Consider the following 17,036-nt stretch of genomic DNA (forward strand, 5'->3'; position numbering starts at 1 on the left):
GTGGGTGGGTTTACGGTGGCACGGTGTGCCGGACCCGGCGCACGGAGAGGAGGCCCGACCCTTGGTGACGTCATCCGACCTGGACCGCAGCGCCATCCTGCGCGAGTCCGCAGCCGCAGTCCGACACCTCGCCCGGATCTGCTTCAAGACCGGCCCACCCACCCACACCGGCGTCGAACTGGAATGGACCGTGCACGACGCCGCCGATCCCGCCCGCCCCGTCGACGCGACGCGGCTGCGGGCGGCGCTGGGGCGGCACAGCCCCGCCACGCTGGATGCCACCAGCCCGGCCGAGCCGCTGCGACACGGCGGCATGGTCACCCTGGAGCCGGGTGGCCAGTTGGAGATCTCCACCCCGCCCCGCCCCTCGGTCGCCGCGTTGATCCGCGCCACCGAGGCCGACATCGCCCAGGTCACCGACCTGCTGGCCGCCGCCGGGCTGGTCCTCGGCAGCAGCGGCATCGACCCCCACCGACGGCCGCGCCCGGTGGTGGAAACCCCCCGTTACCGCGCGATGCGCGGAGCCTTCGACCGCCACGGCCCGGCCGGCCGCACGATGATGTACAGCACCGCCGGCCTGCAGATCTGCCTCGACGCCGGTGAGCCGGACCAGGTCGCTGACCGCTGGGCCGCGGCCCACGCGGTCGGGCCCCCACTGCTCGCGGCGTTCGCTTCCGCCGCTCGGCACGCCGGGCGGCGCACCGGTTGGGCCTCCGCGCGGATGGCCGCCTGGCTGGCCATCGACCCGGCCCGGACCCGCCCGGTCTGGTCGCCCTCTCAGGCCGGGGACGATCCGACCGACGCCTGGGTCAGCTACGTGCTCGCCGCGCCGCTGCTCTGTCTGCGCCGGCGCAGCGCTGACTGGGCCGCGCCGCCCGGGGTGACCTTCGCCGACTGGCTCGACGGCGCGCTGCCACAACCGCCCAGCACCGATGACCTCGACTACCACATCAGCACCCTCTTTCCGCCGGTGCGGCCGCGCGGCTACCTGGAGCTGCGCTACCTGGACGCCCAACCCGATCGCGGCTGGCGGCTGCCGCTGGCGGTGCTGACCGCCCTGTTCGGTGACCAGAGCACCGTGCGCGAGGCGTACACGATCGCCACGCCGGTGGCGCACCGCTGGTCGGCCGCCGCCCGGCACGGCCTGGCCGACCCGGCGCTGGCCGCCGCCGCGGCGGCTCTGCTCGACCTGGCCCTGACCACCCTGCCCCGACTGGAGCTGCCGGCCAGCAGCCATGACGAGATTCGGCGAGGGATACGCCAGCGGCTGGCCGCCGCAGAGAGGAGAGACCAGTGAGCGCGAGGAGCGAGCCGGTTGTGCGACCCGCGCAGCCGCGAACGGAGGACGGCTCAGTGAGCGCGAGGAGTGAGCCGGTTGTGCGAGCCTCGCGGTCGGGCCGGGTCGACGGAGAGCAGTTGCGCGACCACATCGCGGCGGAGTTGGCGCGGGCCCGCACCCGCACCGCGTTGCTGACCGAGGTGGTCGACGACGCCGACCTGACACGCCAGCACTCACCCCTGATGTCGCCGTTGGTCTGGGACCTTGCCCATGTCGGTAACCAGGAGGAGCTCTGGTTGGTCCGGGACGTCGGCGGCCGGGAGCCGGTCCGGTGTGACATCGACGAGTTGTACGACGCGTTCAAGCAGCCGCGCCGGGACCGCCCCGCGCTGCCCCTGTTGCCGCCCGCGGAGGCGCGCGCCTACCTGGCCACCGTTCGGGACAAGGTGCACGACCTGCTCGACGCGGTGACCTTCACCGAGCGGCCGCTGGTCGCCGACGGGTTCGCCTTCGGCATGATCGTGCAGCACGAGCAGCAGCACGACGAGACCATGCTCGCCACCCACCAGCTGCGCTCGGGGCCGGCGGTGCTGCACGCTCCGGCTCCGCCCGAGCCGTCGGTCCAGGTCGGCGCGGAGGTACTGGTGCCGGCCGGCGAGTTCACCATGGGCACCGATACCGATCCATGGGCGTTGGACAACGAACGTCCGGCGCACCGGGTCGACCTCCCGGCGTACGTCATCGACGCCGCCCCGGTGACCAACGGCCAGTACTTGGCCTTCATCGCCGACGGCGGCTACACCGAGCAGCGCTGGTGGAGCGCGGCCGGTTGGGAGCATCGGGTTCGGGAGCAGCTGAGCGCCCCGATGCACTGGCGTTGCGACGGCGACGACTGGTCGTATCGGCGCTTCGGTCAGTGGGCGCGGGTCCGCGCCGACGAGCCGGTGGTGCACGTGTGCTGGTACGAGGCGCAGGCGTACGCGGCGTGGGCCGGCAAGCGGCTGCCGACCGAGGCGGAGTGGGAGAAGGCGGCCCGGTGGGATCCGACGACCGGGCGGTCGCGTCGTTACCCCTGGGGGGACGACGACCCGACCGAGACGCACGCCAACCTCGACCAGCGCCATCTGCGGCCGGCGCCGGTGGGCGCGTATCCGGCCGGCGCGTCGCCGTTGGGTGTGCACCAGCTCATCGGCGACGTCTGGGAGTGGACCTCGACCGCGTTCGACGGGCATCCGGGGTTCGCCGCCTTTCCCTATCGCGAATACTCGGAGGTCTTCTTCGGCGGCGACTACCGGGTGCTGCGCGGTGGCTCGTTCGGCACCGACCGCTCCGCCTGCCGGGGCACCTTCCGTAACTGGGACTATCCGATCCGCCGGCAGATCTTCAGCGGTTTCCGCTGCGCCCGGGACGCGCGACCGGACGAGTCGTACCGGTGAGTCGCCGCACGACCGGCGGCCCGGCGGCGGGCCGGGGGCGCTGATGTGTCGCCACCTGGCCTACCTGGGGCCGCCGGTCACCCTCGCCGAGTTGTTGTTCGACCCTCCGCACTCGCTGGTGCGGCAGTCCTGGGCGCCCCGCGACATGCGCGGCGGCGGCACGATCAACGCCGACGGGTTCGGTGTCGGCTGGTACCCGGGTGCGGGTGAGCCGGTGCGGTACCGGCGGGCGCAGCCGATCTGGAGCGACCCGACCATCGCCCAACTGGCGGCGGTGACCCGCAGCGCGGCGGTGGTGGCGGCGGTGCGTTCGGCCACAGTCGGGATGGCGGTGCTCGACGGCGCGGCGGCGCCCTTCGCCGAGGGGCGGTGGCTGTTCAGCCACAACGGTGTGATCCGCGGCTGGCCGGACGCCGTGGTGCCGCTCGCCGCGGATCTCCCGGTGCGTGACCTGCTCACTCTGGACGCCACCACCGACTCGGCGCTGCTCTGGGCGCTGGTGCGGCATCGGTTGCGTGCTGGTGCCGACCCGGTCGAGGCGGTCGGGCGGACGGTGACCGACGTCGCCGCTGCCGCCCCCGGGTCGCGACTCAACCTGCTGCTCACCGACGGGCACCGGGTGGTGGCCAGCGTGGCGGGGCACGCGTTGTCGGTCCGCGAGACGCCGGGTTCGGTGCTGCTCGCCTCCGAGCCACACGACGACGATCCCGGTTGGCGGTCGGTGCCGGAGGGGCACCTCGTCGTCGCCACCACGGGTGAGGTGCGGGTACGTCCACTGCCGACCCCGGTGCGTCACGCCGGGCAGTCCGGCAACGGTCGATCGAACAGAGGAGCGAACCGATGACCGCGGAACCCCTGGAGATCTATCTCGAAGAGGGCGACCTGGAGCGCGGCCTGCGCGACGACGTCCGGGCCGGGCTGAGCGCCGGGCAGAAGTGGCTGCCGCCGAAGTGGTTCTACGACGCCCGGGGCAGCGAACTCTTCGAGGAGATCACCCGACTGCCCGAGTACTACCCGACCCGGGCCGAGCGGGCCGTGCTGGCTGCGCACGCTCCCGACATCGCGGCGCTGACCGGGGCCAAGACGCTCATCGAGTTGGGCTCCGGCTCGTCGGAGAAGACCCGGCTGTTGCTGGACGCCTTCACCCGCCGGGGTGGGCTGGGCACGTTCGTCCCCCTGGATGTGTCGGTCAGTGCGCTGCGCGGGTCCACCGCCCAGATCGCGGCCGACTATCCCCGCCTGCGGGTTCGGGGCATCGTGGGGGACTTCACCCGGCAACTGGACCGGCTGCCCACCGGCGGTCGGCGGTTGGTGGTGTTCCTCGGCGGCACCATCGGCAACCTGCTGCCCGCCGAGCGGGCCGAGTTCCTGACGGCGATGCGCGCCGCGCTGGAGGTCGGCGACTGGTTGTTGGTCGGCACGGACCTGGTGAAGGACCCGTCGGTGATCGTGCCGGCGTACGACGACGCCGCCGGAATCACCGCCGAGTTCAACCGCAACGTGCTGCGCGTGATCAATCGGGAGTTGGGCGCCGACTTCGACCCGGCCGCCTTCGAGCACGTCGCCGTCTGGGATCCGGACCACGAGTGGATCGAGATGCGGTTGCGGGCGACCCGGCCGATGAGCGTGCGGGTGCTGGGGCTGACAGTCGATTTCGCGGCGGGGGAGGAGCTGCGTACCGAGGTGTCGGCGAAGTTCCACCGGGAGGGGGTCGCCGCCGAGCTGGCCTCGGCCGGCTTCGCCACGGCGGAGTTCTGGACCGACCCGGACGGGCTCTTCGGCGTGACGCTGGCGCGGGCGCGGTGAGCCCGTTCACCCGGCGCGGCCGGGCCGGGCGGTGATCCGATAGGCTGATCACGCGAAGGGGAGTAGCCCCCAATGTCGTGGTCGACATACTGGTGCGTTCCGCATCCGGCCACGCGGCCCCGGTTCCCTCGGGGCGGGCGAGACCTTCGACTCAGGCTGTTGCAGCCGGGTCGAGGGCGCCCCTGTACCTCCTCCCGGCGTGAACGGGAAGGACGTCATGGAGGGATTTTTCGCCGCGCTGGTCATCAGCTTCGGCGTTATCTTCGTCGCCGAGCTGGGGGACAAGTCCCAGCTGATGGCGCTGACCTTCGCCACGCGGTTCAAACCGATCCCGGTGCTGATCGGCATCACGGTCGCCACCGCGGTGGTGCACCTGGCGTCGGTTGCCATCGGCGTGGGTCTCGGGGCGGTGCTGCCAACCGAGTGGATCTCCCTGGTGGCCGGTGTGGCGTTCCTCGGGTTCGGCGCGTGGACGCTCCGCGGGGACAAGCTCACCGAGGAGGAGAAGCGCAAGGCGGAGAAGACCAGCAAGACCGCGATCGTGGCGGTGTCGGTGGCGTTCTTCCTCGCCGAGCTGGGCGACAAGACGATGCTCGCCACGATCACGCTCGCCACCAAGTACGGCTGGTTCGGCACCTGGCTCGGCTCCACCATCGGCATGGTGGCCGCGGACGCGCTGGCCATCCTGGTCGGCCGGATGCTCGGTCGGCGGCTGCCGGAGAAGACCATCAGGTACGGTGCCGCGATCCTCTTCGCCATCTCCGGTCTCTGGCTGATCCTGGAGGCGGTGAACGAGCTGACCTGAGCGCCGACTAGCCGCAGCGTGGGCGGGTAACGGCCCGGGGTGGAGCCGGCCGAGTTGTTGCGCCAGGGCGACCAGGTGCTGGTTGCCGTGGTGGAGGTGGCCGGCGCGCTGGTGATCTTCGTTGGCGCGGTGTGGGCGGCGGTGCGGTTCGTGGTCGAGGGGCTGCGACACCGCAGCGCCGCCCGCTTCACGCCGATCCGGCTCTCGCTGGGCCGCTTTCTGACTCTCGGCCTGGAATTCCAGCTGGCGGCCGACGTGCTGCGCACGGCGGTGTCCCCATCGTTCACGCAGATCGGCCAACTGGCCGCCATCGCGACGATCCGAACGGCGTTGAACTACTTCCTGGGCCGCGAGATCCGTCAGGAGCAGCGTCAGGTGGCCGAGGGGGAGCGTCGATCGTGACGGCCACCCTGGTCACGGCGGTCACCGCCCTGGCGCTGCTCGCCGGGGTGCTCACCACACTCACCACCGGGGCGCTGCGCAGCGGCGTCCGGATACTGCTGGACCTGCTCACCGCGGCCGGTCTGATCCGGCTCGCCGGCGAGCCGGATTGGAACGGCCTGGCCGGCGCGGTATCGATCATCGCCCTGCGTCAGCTGCTCGGGATGGCGCTCAGCCGCCCACCAGCATGGTCCGGCCGACAATCCCCGGCGCGCTGCGCTGAGGACGATCACCACCTACCGTTGGCCTCGACAGGTGAAACGGGAAAAGCGGGAGGATGACCACATGAGCCGGCACGACGAACCGAACGAGTACGGCTACGCCGGCGGTGCCACCGCCCCGGAGCCGCCGCCCGGCGGGAAGCCCGATGAGCAGGATCGCGTCGAGGCGGTGGCGGTGCCGGGCGACGACCTCACCGGGCCGGCGGCCGAGGCGCTGGTCGAGGAGACCGAGGACCTGCCGCCCGCCGATCGTCGCCACTGAGCGCAAGCCCGCGCGGTGGGTGCGGCGGCACGACGGCGAACCGCGCGCCGCGTCGCCCCTCGGCGCCTGACGTTCGCTGGGCGCGTCGGCGTGTTCAGCGGGCGTCGGGGTGCTGGTAGACGTCGGGTACGCCGTCCCCGTCGGCGTCCAGCCGCTCCTTCTCCGCCACCCTCCGGTACGTCGTGTTGCGGCGGCTGAGCACCGTGGCGGCCAACCCGGCGGAGATCACCGAGCCGAGCAGCACTGCCGCCTTGACCCGGTCGTCGGCAGTGCTGCCCGCCCCGAAGGCCAGGTCGCCGATGAGCAGCGAGACGGTGAAGCCGACGCCGGCCAGCAGGGCGATCCCGAGCAGGTCGGCCCAGGTGATGTCCTCGTCCAGCTCGGCGCGGGTGAACCGGGCCAGCAGGTACGTCGAGCCGAAGATGCCGATGCTCTTGCCGAACACCAGGGCGGCGACGATGGCGATCACGATCGGGTCGCTCAGCAGGGCGCCCAGGTCGGTGCCGCGCAGGGTGACCCCGGCGGCGAAGAGGGCGAAGATCGGCACCGCGAAGCCGGCCGACACCGGCCGCCAGCGGTGCTCCAGGCGGCCGGCGAGCCCACCTTCGCCCGCCTCCCCGGCGCCGGCCTGCGCGTTGGCGGTAGCCGGCTGCTTGCCGCCCGCCGGTCGACGGGCGAGCACCGGGACCGTGAAGCCGAGCAGGACACCGGCCACCGTGGCGTGCACGCCCGAGGCGTGCATCAGTGTCCAGGCGGCGATCGCGAGGGGGATCAGCGCCCACCACCAGGTACGCCCCCGCTGCACCAGCACCGCGAAGAGCCCGATCGGCACCAACGCGGCGAGCAGTGGAACGGGCTGGAAGTCGGCGGTGTAGAAGATCGCGATGATGGTGATCGCGAACAGGTCGTCGACCACCGCGAGGGTGAGCAGGAATGCGCGTAGGCCCTGGGGCAGATGTGAGCTGACCACCGCGAGCACGGCGAGCGCGAAAGCGATGTCGGTGGCGGTCGGAATGGCCCACCCGCGCAGGCCGTCCCCGCCCGCGCTCAGCACCACCGCCACGTAGATCAGCGCCGGCAGCAGCATCCCGCCGAGTGCGGCCGCAATCGGTAGCGCGGCCCGGCGCGGGTCGCGGAGGTCACCGGCGACGAACTCCCGTTTGAGCTCCAGGCCCACCACGAAGAAGAAGATGGCCAGCAGGCCGTCCGCCGCCCAGGTGGCCAGATCCAGGTCGAGGTGCCAGGGCGCGCCGGGCCAGGGCACCACGTCGCCGAGCCGGGTGTACGAGTCGGACCACGGGGAGTTGGCCCAGACCAGCGCGATCACAGCGCCGAACAGCAGCAGCGCGCCGCCGACGGTTTCGGTACGCAGCACGTCGGCCAGGTGCCGGGCCTGCGGCCAGGACGATCGGGAGAACAGCCGGATCTTCGGCGGACGCGGGCCGGATGGCGGGGTGGGGGAGGTCAACTTCGGGCTCACCTACAGGAGTCGGGACGGCAGGAATCCACTCGCCGACCAGACTTCCCGGCACACCGCTGTCGACCCTATCCGGCGGCGCGGTCGGCGGCGACAGCTGGGCCGATCGGACGCCATCCGATCGGCCTCCGACTTTTTCCCCGTTGTCGCCGCAGCCGAATGGGCGTTTGTCGGGTTGGTCATGCGGGCGCACATCTCGCCGCCGGAAAATACATAACTCCGGACATAAGCCGCATGAGCCGCTTTAATGGTTTCACGAGTTTAGAGACGACCTTGGGGGTTTTCGTGAAGTTCTTTGCCGTAACCGGACCGGCATGGGGGCACTCCTGATGGACCTGCTCCGCCAATTGCGCCACGTGCGTCGGCACTGGTGGGTCGCGCTGGTCACGGTCATGGTGGCTCTCGGCGTCTCGGCGTTCCTGACCGTACGGGCCCAACCCCGGTATGTCGCCTCGGTGACCTTCTTCGTCACCACCCCCAACACCGGCGTCAGCGACGCCTACCAGGGCGGGCTCTTCCTCCAGCAGCGCGTCAAGTCGTACGCCGACCTGCTCAGCAGCGATCGGCTGGCGCAGAGCGTGGTGGCCGAGACTCCGGTCGGCCTCACCGCGGACGAGGTGCAGCGCCGGGTGAGCACCTCGACCGAGACTGGCACCGTTCTGCTGCGGGCGTCGGTGACCGACACCGACCAGACCCGCGCGTTGCGCGTGACGGAGAGCCTCGCCAACAAGTTCGTCGAGCTCGTCCAGAAGGTCGAGACGACCCCGGAGGGCAAGGCGCCCATCAAGATCGAAGTGGTCAGTGGCCCGCGGGTCAGCGCCGACCCCGTCTCGCCACAGCCGGCCCGCAACCTCACCCTCGGTGGTCTGGTCGGCCTGATCCTCGGCATCGGGCTGGCGATCCTGCGGGGCGTCGCCGACGTCCGACTCCGCGACGCCGCCGGCCTGCAACGCGCCACCGGCAGCCCACTGCTCGGTGAGATTCCGTTCGAGGCCAACGCCCGCAGTGCGCCTCTCATCGTGGGCGACGCCGCGACCTCGGCGCGCGCCGAGGCGGTCCGCAAGCTGCGGACCAACCTGCGCTTCGTGGACGTCCACGAGCCGGCCCGGGTCATCGCGGTGACCAGCGCCCTGCAGGGCGAGGGCAAGACCACGCTCTCCTGCAACCTGGCCATCGCACTGGCCGAGGCCGGCTGGCGGGTGCTGCTGGTCGACGCGGATCTGCGCCGACCGAAGGTCGACGACTACCTGGGCCTGGACGCCGGCGTCGGTCTGACCGACGTGCTGGTCGGCGACGTGAAGGTGGGCGACGTCGTGCAACGCTGGGGCGACAAGTCACTGCTGGTGCTGCCCAGCGGGTCGGCCCCGCCGAACCCGAGCGAGCTGCTCGGCTCCAAGGCCATGTCGGACCTGCTGCTGGCGCTGCGCGAGTCGGCGGACATCGTGATCATCGACACCGCGCCGCTGCTCGCGGTGACCGACGGCGTGGTGGTGGCCGTGCAGGCCGACGGCGCGCTGCTGGTGACCCAGCAGGGCCGTACCTCGCGGACCCAGGTCGCCGCGGCGGCCCGGTCGCTGCACTCGGTCTCGGTCCGGTTGCTCGGCTGTGTGCTGAACATGGCGAAGGTGGCCAAGGCCGAGGCGTACCAGTACGAGGCCTACCGGGTGGTCGCCTCGACGCCCGAGGCGTCGGTGCCGGCCGACCGGGCCGCGTCCGGCCGGCACAGCGCGACCGCCGACGGGGTCAACGGCGTCCCCGACCACACCCAGGAACTCACCCGGCTGCCCCGATGAGCGCGGCGAGGGGTCGCAACGACCGTTCGATCTCCTCGGCGCAGCGTCGGAAGTCGGCCGCGGTACCGCCGATCGGGTCCCGAAGGTCGTCCTCGTCCGGGGCGGCGGGTTGCAGCCGTCCCCGGGCCTGGGCGGCGGCGGCGATCGCCGCCCGCAACGGGTCGTCGGCCGAGTCGGCGGGCGGCTCGGCCGCCGCGGCGAGCCGCCCGAACTGGCGCAGCGTGAACGTCCGGTGCAGCGCTCCAGGCGTCAACGCCGTGCAGACCGAGCGTTGGCGTCGGGTCGCGGTCAGCACGAGCGTCGCCTCGACCAGGTACTCGGGCCGCAACCCGCGGGTCCGGAACGTGGCCGGGTCCGCGCCGTTCTCGGTCGCGACCTCCATGGCGTACGGGTGCATGGCCAGCCCGTCGATCGCGTCGGTGCCGGCGCTGGCCACCTCGACGGGTCGGTCGGCCAGCAGCCGACGGGCCAGGTACTCGGCCATCGGTGACCGGCACAGGTTGGCGTGGCAGACGAACAACACGCGATCAGCCATCGGTGCCCCTCTCATCGGTACGGACACGGGCGCTCGCACCGCGAGGGCGGTGCGTCGACGCCGGTGGCCGCGCGGGGAGGGGTTGTCGGCATCGTACGCGGGCCGCACGCGCGCCGGTCGTGGTGCCGCGCCGGCCGCCGGCGATCTCTGTGGGACGGGGGCGTACCGGTGAAGATCGGCATCCTGTCGTACCACTTTCCGCCCGAGCCGGCCTTCATCCCGGGGAGCCTCGCCGAGGAGCTGGCCGCGCGTGGGCACGAGGTACGGGTCCTCACCGGCTTTCCGGACTACCCCGGCGGGCACGTCTATCCCGGCTGGCGACAGCGGTGGCACCACGAGACACACAGCCAACGGCTGAGTGTCCGACGGGTGCCCCGGTACCCGGGGGGCGCCGCGTCGGTCGGCGGCCGGATGGCCAGCTACCTCTCCTTCGCCGGCAGCGCGGGGCTGGTCGCGCGCCGGTTCCTGGGCGACGTGGACGCGCTCTACGTCTTTCAACTGCCGGCGACGACGTTCGCCGCCGCCGGGGTGATCCGGTTGCTCGGGCGGGTGCCGGCGGTGCTGCACGTGCAGGACGTCTGGGTTCGCGACGGCGCCGACGAGGGGGGCGAGGGACGCTGGGCGGCGCGGATGGGCAGCACGATGACCCGGATCTACCGGACCGCGGCGCGGATCGCGGTCGCCGCGCCGTCGATGCGGGACCTGGTGGTCGCCGCTGGCGCCGACCCGGCCCGGGTCCGGTTGGTGCTGAACTGGACCGACGAGCGGATCTTCCACCCGGCGACACCCAGTGCGGCGGCCCGCCAGCTGGTCCGTCGAGACGGTCGGTGCGTGGTGATGCACGCCGGGACCATCGGGGAGCGGCAGGGGCTGGAGACCGCGGTCCGGGCGGCGGCGGCGCTGGACCGGACGATGGATCTTGTCCTGGTCGGTTCGGGCGCGGCGGAGCGGCGGGTGCGGGGGCTCGCCGCCGAGCTGGGCGCGGAGAACGTCCGCTTCCTGGAGCGGCGGTCGCCGGTCGACATGCCCGAGCTGTACGCCGCCGCCGACTACCAACTGGTCATGCTGCGCGACCTTCCGGAGCTGCGCGGCACGGTGCCCGGCAAGCTCCAGGCCGCGCTCTCCTGCGCCGCGCCGGTGATCGCGTCGGCCGGCGGGGACACGGCCGAGCTGGTCGAACGGGCTCGGGCTGGGCTGTCCTGCCCGCCGGAGGACTGGGCGGCGTTGGCCGACCGGTTCTGGTTGGCCGCCACCATCTCGCCGCCGACCCGCACAGAAATGGGTCGCCGGGGTCGGGCCGCATACCTGCGAGAGATGTCGCTGCCCGCTGGCGTGGACCAGATCGAACGGCTGTTGCACGAAGCGGCCGGACGGGTCGCACAGCCCGCCACGGAACCACGAAGGAAATTCGCTTAAAGGACGATCAGCGCAATAACGGTACGAACTTCCCTGATGCGTGCTAAGAACGTCAGGGAATCGACCTTCTGTCCGATTCCGTGAATGGGAGTGTGGTGTGACGGTGAGCGAACGACCGATCCGGCGGCGGAGCCGGTCCCGGCGTCGTCGGCGCGCCCGACTGCGACGGGCCCTCCTTGGCGCCCTGGTGGTCAGCTCGCTGCTGCTGGCGACCGCCGGGTGGGTCGGCTTCCGCGGCTGGCAGGCACGCACTCACCTGCTCAACGCCGCTGGCCTGGCCCGAGAGTTGAGCGCCCAGACTGTCGGTGGGGACACTGGCCGCGCCCTGCGGACGCTCGCCGCCCTCCAGGAGCAGGCCGGCGCGGCCCGCGCGGCGACGGCCGATCCGACGTGGCACCTCGGGCGACGTACGCCGATCGCCGGCGACGACCTCGACGCCGTCGCGCAGATCGCCGTCGCCATCGACGAACTGGCCCGACACGCGTTCCCGACCCTGCTTCGGGCGGACCTGACCAGCCTGGTGCCGACCGGCGGGCGGGTGGACCTCGCCCGACTCGCCGCCGTCTCCACGCAGCTGACCGCGGCCCACGAGTCCGTGCAACGTACCCGCCAGAACCTGGCCGCGGTGCCCGCCGACAGCCTGGTCAGCCAGATCCGGCAGGCGCTGACCGACCTGCGCGACGAGATCGACCGGCTGGCCAGCCTCACCACGGCCGCCGACCAGGGAGCCCGCCTCCTCCCGCCGCTGCTCGGCGCGAACGGCCCACGCCGCTACCTGCTCGTCTCGCAGAACCTCGCCGAGTTGCGCGCCACCGGCGGCATGTTCGGCGCGTACGCGATGATCGAGGCGGAGAACGGCAAGGTGAAGATGGGCAAGCAGGGCAGCAGTGCCTCGCTCGGCCGGTTCACCCCGGCGCTGAAGGTGCCCGCCGAGACCCGGGCCCTCTGGACGGACCTGCCGGGCATCTATCCCGCCGACGTCAACCTGTCTCCGCACTTCCCGACCGCCGCCGCGCTGTACCGCGAGATGTTCCGGCGCAAGACCGGCACCACTGTCGACGGCGTGCTCGCCGTTGATCCGGTGGTGCTGTCGTACCTGCTCAAGGCGACCGGTCCGGTGCTGGTGCCCGGCGGCGTCCCGCTCGCCAGCGAGAAGGTCGTGCAGACCCTGCTCAACGACAGCTACCAGCGCCTCGACGTCAAACAGCAGGACGACTTCTTCGCGGCGTCCGCCGCCTCGGTGTTCGACACCTTCTTCAAGAAGAATGTCAACCCGCGGGTGCTGTTGTCCGCATTTGACCGTGCTATCACCGAACGCCGGATATTGTTCTGGAGTGCCCGACCTGAGGAACAGCGGACATTCGGCGAGAGCCGGATGGCCGGGACGCTTCCGGAACAGGACACCGTGCCAACTGTCGGCGTGTTCCTCAACGACGGCAGCGGCGCGAAGCTCGGCTACTACCTGCGGCCGACGGCGAACCTGACGGTCGGCGAATGCCGGTCGGACGGCCGCCGTGAGCTCCGGCTGCGGGTGACCCTGCGCTCAACGGCGCCGAAGTCCGGACTTAGCGAATCCGTGCTCGGCCTCGGTCTGGCTGGCGATCCGTACACCGCCCGCACGTTGGTGTCGATCTTCAGCCCGGCTGGTGGAGCGGTGCTGGAGGCCCGGCTGGACGGGGCCGAGACGGCACTTGGCAGCGGCACCGAACGCCGCCGTCAGGTGGCGACGGCCAGCGTCGACGTCGGCCCCGGCGTCGAGCGGGCACTGGAGGTCACAGTGCTGACGGCCAAGACCGGCGTCGGGCAGGCCGAGCTGTGGCTCACCCCCACCGCCACCCCCTGGACCACCCAAGTTCATTCCGCACCAAGCTGTGATCAGTAGGAGGGAACCAATCATGCGGCTATCCCGCATCATCATGGCGCTCACGGTCGGCCTGGCCGTGGTGGCCGTGCCGACGGCAGCGGGGGCGGCACAGCCGCAGCCGACGCCCAGCGCGACCACCGACCCGCCGCAACCGCCGCCGTACCCGCCGACCGCCGCGTCGCTGACCGTCAACCGGCCGACGATCTACCTCGGCGAGACGGTGGTGCTGACGGGTACCAACTTCGGCCCGAACGAGACCGTCGACATCACCGTGACGGTCACTCCGCAGGCCGCTCCGGCCGGCGGTGCGGCTCCGGCTCGCCGCAGCGACGGCAGCACCGTGGCCATGGCTCCGGTGGCCTACCAGGCGAGCGCGCCCCTGCACTTCACGGCGTACACCGACGCTCAGGGCCGCTTCACCAAGACCTACAAGCCGTCGGTGACGGGTCTGCTGACCTTCACCGCCACGGGCCGGGAGTCCGGCCGTACCGCCACCACCGAGCTGCGGGTGCTGCACAAGAAGCAGCCGCTGCCCGTCACGGGCGACAGCCTCGGCACGCCCATGAAGCTCGGTGGCGGCCTGGTCGGCGCCGGAGCAGTGATGCTGCTGCTGACCCTGGCCTGGCGTCGCCGCCAGCGCTTCGGTGGTGCGGCGCACTAATCCACACCACCGGGCTGCGCCCGGATAGCACCGAAGCTGGCGCCCGTCGGAACACTCCGACGGGCGCCAGCCTGTTCAGAGAGACGGGGCCCGGGCACCCTCCCTCGGGCCGTCGTCGGTCCGGCCATGCCCGCCGGATACCGAGGTCGACATACCGCGGTACGACGGCGCGTCATGTCCGTCTTGCGTCCTCTGCGCCGGTCGACTCGTTCGTGATCGACTCGGGTTGCATGAAGTCGGGGTATCCGGGCGTCCGGGATGCCCCGACTTCCGTGAACCCGAGTGGATCACCCGGTGAGGGCCGGTTCGGCGCTGCGAGCCCGCCGTTGCGTTGGTCATTTGTCCGTTGGTGGGGGTTTGTGGGTGGTGACTGGGCGCACCCGTGGGCTGGAATCATGGCGGGGTCGGGGTCGTTACATACCCTGACGATCGCAGTACCACCGACCCGCCGCCCGACCCCTGAGGGCTGGTCGCGCAGGCCGGAATGCCAGCCTCCACCCGGTCGTTACAGTCCCCAGCGAACGACCGACGGGCACCGCCACGATGAGGGTGCCGACGGGGTGGGCCAACCCCGGAATGACCTCGGCCCCCCGGTCGTTACACAGGGACCCGGCGCCACGAGCCCCCGCTCGCAGGTTGCCGCCCGGCGCCCGACAGGGCGTCACCCCCCCAGACTTTCCCCCCTTGTTTGTGCAGCGCCGGACGAGGTGCTCACACCCTTGCCGCTGCCCCCTTTGGCGGTCGGGGTGTTCTACCCCCGAAGGAGCTACCCCTCATGAACACGATCTTCCGTAAGAGCATGCTGTCTGTTGCTGGTCTCGCGTTCGCCGGTGGTGTGTTCGCCGGCCCGATCGCCGCCCACGCCGCCACCCCGGCCGTGGATGCCAAGCCGGTTGCGGTTGCTGTGCAGTCGGCGGCGCCGAAGCCGCAGGGCGAGCAGTCCCACATCAGCCTGAACGATGAGCAGACCGCGAACGTGAAGGCGATCATCGCCGCGACGAAGAAGGCCGGTCTCCCGGAGCGGGCCGCGGTCATCTCGATCGCGACGAGCCTGCAGGAGTCGAAGCTGGAGAACCTGGGTCACCTGGGCGACAGGAACGACCACGACTCGCTGGGCCTGTTCCAGCAGCGCCCGAGCTCGGGTTGGGGTACGCCGGAGCAGATCACCGACCCGGAGTACTCGACGACCGCGTTCCTCAAGGGCTTGAAGCAGGTTGACGGCTGGCAGGACATGCCGCTGACCGACGCCGCGCAGACGGTGCAGGTGTCGGCGTACCCGGACGCCTACGCCCAGTGGGAGCAGCAGGCCACCGACCTGGTCGCCCAGCACTGGAACAGCTGACCCCGCACCACACCACACCACAAGCACGCAGCACCACCGCACGCCAGCACCACCGCACGGCAAGACCGCAGCACGACACCGCACGGCAACACCACAGCACGACACCGACCGCTGGCCGGCACCCGCAACCCGGGGTGCCGGCCAGCGGCATCTCCGTGCCCTGGCCCCCCGCACAAACCGCACCACGACACCGACTTGCTGGCCGGCACTCACACGCGGGGTGCCGGCCAGCGGCGTACCCGGTCAGGTTTTGTGGTTGTGGCTGCGCCAGATATCGATCAGCGCGGTGATCAGCGCGAGCGCGATGATGACGGTGGCGAGCATGAGGGACTGTTCGAAGGCTTTGGTCCAGTCCCCGCGGCTGTCGGCCAATGTGGAGAAGAACAGCGAGCCGACGGCGGCGATCCCGGCGGCGGCGCCGATCCGCTGGCCGGTCTGGAGCATGCCGGCGCCGCTGCCCGCCTGATCGACCGGCACCTCGGAGAGGGTGATCGTCTGGTTGGGTGCGATCACCAGTCCGCTGCCGATGCCGGCGACGAGCAGTGGGCCGGCGGTGACCCAGGGCGCCGGAGCGTCCGGGAAGAGGCGCAGTGCGATCACCGTGGCGGCCAGCCCGACCACCACGGTGAGCAGTCCGATGGCGACCAGTGGTCGGCCGAAGCGGTTGACGATGCGGCCACCGAGCACGGCGGCGGCCGCGGAGCCCAGGGCGAAGGGGGTGATGGCCAGGCCGGCGACGAGGGCGCTGTAGCCGAGCCCCATCTGCAGGAACAGGGTGAAGATGAAGAAGATCGCGGTGAAGCCGCCGAAGTAGACGAGCGCCAGGATCGAGCCCAGCGTGTACGACTGGAAGCTGAACAGTCGGAGGTCGAACAGGGGCTGGTGCTGGCGTGCGTACCGTCGTTCCCAGAGCCCGAAGGCGACCAGCACCGCCAGGCCGACCGGGATGAGCGCCCACTTCCAGGGGGTCCGCCACTGCTGCTCCTGTACCAGTGGCAGCAGGACGAGGACGACACCGATGCCGAGCAGCAGGACGCCGACGGGATCGAGTCGACGCCAGCCGGGTTGACCGGTGGGGCGGCCGGGCAGCAGTCGCCAGCCGAGGATCACCGCGAGGACACCGACCGGCACGTTGACGAAGAACACCCATCGCCAGCCGTGTTCCTCGCCGCCGATGGCGATGAGCAGTCCGCCGAGCAGCGGCCCGACGGCGGTGGAGATGCCGATGGTGGCGCCGAGCAGCCCGAACGGGCGGGCCCGTTCGGGCCCGCGGAACAGTTGCTGGATCAGTCCGATGACCTGGGGGTTGACGACGCCGGCGGCGGCGCCCTGCAGCAGTCGGGCGATGACCAGCCAGGTCGGGGAGGTGGCGAGGCCGGCGAGCGCGCTGGTGATGGTGAACAGCGCGATGCCGAAGACGAAGGCGTTGCGCCGGCCGCGGGCGTCGCCGAACCGGCCGGCGGGCACCAGTGCCAGGCCGAAGGTGAGCGCGTACCCGGAGAGAATCCACTGCAGGTCACTCGACGACGCGTGCAGCGCCCGGTCGATGGAGGGCACGGCCACGTTGACGATGCTCACGTCGAGCAGCGTCATGAAGGCGGCGACGAGTCCGACGCCGACCGCCTGCCAGCGTCGTCGGTTCTCGGCCGCGGTCACCGGCTGCGGCGTCTGCGCCGCGCTCATCGTGCCCCCCGTCGA

16 protein-coding genes are annotated in these 17,036 nt (G+C 71.6%); 13 read left to right on the top strand and 3 right to left on the bottom strand.

Annotated elements, in window-relative coordinates; all coding sequences use genetic code 11:
• The first annotated feature begins 61 nt into the window (after positions 1-61).
• The 8 genes from egtA to FB453_RS06460 all read left to right on the top strand — a co-directional run bounded on the left by egtA (position 62) and on the right by FB453_RS06460 (position 6,250).
• Positions 62-1,297, top strand: a complete 1,236-nt coding sequence (egtA, locus tag FB453_RS06425) for an ergothioneine biosynthesis glutamate--cysteine ligase EgtA (RefSeq protein WP_145788303.1) — start codon at positions 62-64, stop codon at positions 1,295-1,297.
• A gap of 80 nt (positions 1,298-1,377) precedes the next feature.
• Complete coding sequence (gene egtB / locus FB453_RS06430; RefSeq protein WP_145788305.1) at positions 1,378-2,715, top strand: ergothioneine biosynthesis protein EgtB; 1,338 nt, start codon at positions 1,378-1,380, stop codon at positions 2,713-2,715.
• 43 nt (positions 2,716-2,758) lie between these two features.
• Complete coding sequence (gene egtC, locus FB453_RS06435; RefSeq protein WP_145788307.1) at positions 2,759-3,559, top strand: ergothioneine biosynthesis protein EgtC; 801 nt, start codon at positions 2,759-2,761, stop codon at positions 3,557-3,559.
• Positions 3,556-4,521 (top strand): L-histidine N(alpha)-methyltransferase, encoded by a 966-nt coding sequence (egtD, locus tag FB453_RS06440; protein ID WP_145788309.1) that lies wholly within the window; start codon positions 3,556-3,558, stop codon positions 4,519-4,521. The genes egtC and egtD overlap by 4 nt, the downstream gene beginning before the upstream one ends.
• Positions 4,522-4,738: 217 nt before the next feature.
• A complete protein-coding gene (locus FB453_RS06445; RefSeq protein WP_112587100.1) occupies positions 4,739-5,326 on the top strand; it encodes a TMEM165/GDT1 family protein in 588 nt (195 codons plus the stop codon).
• Positions 5,327-5,365: 39 nt separating this feature from the next.
• Positions 5,366-5,728, top strand: coding sequence for a DUF1622 domain-containing protein (locus FB453_RS06450; protein ID WP_145788311.1), 363 nt, complete (start codon positions 5,366-5,368; stop codon positions 5,726-5,728).
• Positions 5,725-6,048 (top strand): hypothetical protein, encoded by a 324-nt coding sequence (locus FB453_RS06455; RefSeq protein WP_145788313.1) that lies wholly within the window; start codon positions 5,725-5,727, stop codon positions 6,046-6,048. Before FB453_RS06450 ends, FB453_RS06455 begins: the two co-directional genes overlap by 4 nt.
• Positions 6,049-6,052: 4 nt before the next feature.
• Positions 6,053-6,250, top strand: a complete 198-nt coding sequence (locus tag FB453_RS06460; protein ID WP_112587094.1) for a hypothetical protein — start codon at positions 6,053-6,055, stop codon at positions 6,248-6,250.
• A 94-nt stretch (positions 6,251-6,344) separates the two neighbouring features.
• Here the strand turns inward: FB453_RS06460 and nhaA are convergent, their stop codons facing one another.
• Complete coding sequence (gene nhaA / locus FB453_RS06465; protein WP_145788940.1) at positions 6,345-7,718, bottom strand: Na+/H+ antiporter NhaA; 1,374 nt, start codon at positions 7,716-7,718, stop codon at positions 6,345-6,347.
• A 323-nt stretch (positions 7,719-8,041) separates the two neighbouring features.
• Here nhaA and FB453_RS06470 point away from each other — a divergent pair, with 323 nt between their 5' ends.
• Entirely contained in the window at positions 8,042-9,520 is a 1,479-nt protein-coding gene (locus tag FB453_RS06470) for a tyrosine-protein kinase domain-containing protein (RefSeq protein WP_244220624.1), read from the top strand.
• Here the strand turns inward: FB453_RS06470 and FB453_RS06475 are convergent.
• Positions 9,501-10,055 carry an arsenate reductase/protein-tyrosine-phosphatase family protein gene (locus tag FB453_RS06475; RefSeq protein ID WP_112587092.1) on the bottom strand — a complete coding sequence of 185 codons (555 nt, stop codon included), beginning with the start codon at positions 10,053-10,055 and terminating at the stop codon, positions 9,501-9,503. The genes FB453_RS06470 and FB453_RS06475 overlap by 20 nt on opposite strands.
• Positions 10,056-10,223: 168 nt before the next feature.
• On the opposite strand from FB453_RS06475, the gene FB453_RS06480 reads away from it, so the two are divergent.
• The 4 genes from FB453_RS06480 (at position 10,224) to FB453_RS06495 (ending at position 15,338) form a co-directional block, all read left to right on the top strand.
• Complete coding sequence (locus tag FB453_RS06480; RefSeq protein WP_145788316.1) at positions 10,224-11,471, top strand: glycosyltransferase family 4 protein; 1,248 nt, start codon at positions 10,224-10,226, stop codon at positions 11,469-11,471.
• Between the two features lie 103 nt (positions 11,472-11,574).
• On the top strand, positions 11,575-13,353 hold the full coding sequence (locus FB453_RS06485) for a DUF4012 domain-containing protein (protein ID WP_486480180.1): 1,779 nt from the start codon (positions 11,575-11,577) through the stop codon (positions 13,351-13,353).
• A gap of 13 nt (positions 13,354-13,366) precedes the next feature.
• Entirely contained in the window at positions 13,367-13,996 is a 630-nt protein-coding gene (locus tag FB453_RS06490) for a hypothetical protein (protein WP_112587085.1), read from the top strand.
• Between the two features lie 775 nt (positions 13,997-14,771).
• Positions 14,772-15,338, top strand: a complete 567-nt coding sequence (locus FB453_RS06495) for a hypothetical protein (RefSeq protein WP_145788320.1) — start codon at positions 14,772-14,774, stop codon at positions 15,336-15,338.
• 243 nt (positions 15,339-15,581) lie between these two features.
• Here the strand turns inward: FB453_RS06495 and FB453_RS06505 are convergent, their stop codons facing one another.
• Complete coding sequence (locus FB453_RS06505) at positions 15,582-17,021, bottom strand: MFS transporter (protein WP_112724826.1); 1,440 nt, start codon at positions 17,019-17,021, stop codon at positions 15,582-15,584.
• Positions 17,022-17,036: the final 15 nt, after the last annotated feature.

This window comes from Micromonospora sp. CNZ322, assembly GCF_007827755.1.

Bases quoted from the DNA above. Each gene is read 5' to 3' on its own strand.
- egtC (WP_145788307.1), top strand. From the start codon at position 2,759: ATGTGTCGCCACCTGGCCTACCTGGGGCCGCCGGTCACCCTCGCCGAG.
- egtD (WP_145788309.1), top strand. From the start codon at position 3,556: ATGACCGCGGAACCCCTGGAGATCTATCTCGAAGAGGGCGACCTGGAG.
- FB453_RS06445 (WP_112587100.1), top strand. From the start codon at position 4,739: ATGGAGGGATTTTTCGCCGCGCTGGTCATCAGCTTCGGCGTTATCTTC.
- FB453_RS06460 (WP_112587094.1), top strand. From the start codon at position 6,053: ATGAGCCGGCACGACGAACCGAACGAGTACGGCTACGCCGGCGGTGCC.
- FB453_RS06470 (WP_244220624.1), top strand. From the start codon at position 8,042: ATGGGGGCACTCCTGATGGACCTGCTCCGCCAATTGCGCCACGTGCGT.
- FB453_RS06475 (WP_112587092.1), bottom strand. From the start codon at position 10,055: ATGGCTGATCGCGTGTTGTTCGTCTGCCACGCCAACCTGTGCCGGTCA.
- FB453_RS06490 (WP_112587085.1), top strand. From the start codon at position 13,367: ATGCGGCTATCCCGCATCATCATGGCGCTCACGGTCGGCCTGGCCGTG.
- FB453_RS06495 (WP_145788320.1), top strand. From the start codon at position 14,772: ATGAACACGATCTTCCGTAAGAGCATGCTGTCTGTTGCTGGTCTCGCG.
- FB453_RS06505 (WP_112724826.1), bottom strand. From the start codon at position 17,021: ATGAGCGCGGCGCAGACGCCGCAGCCGGTGACCGCGGCCGAGAACCGA.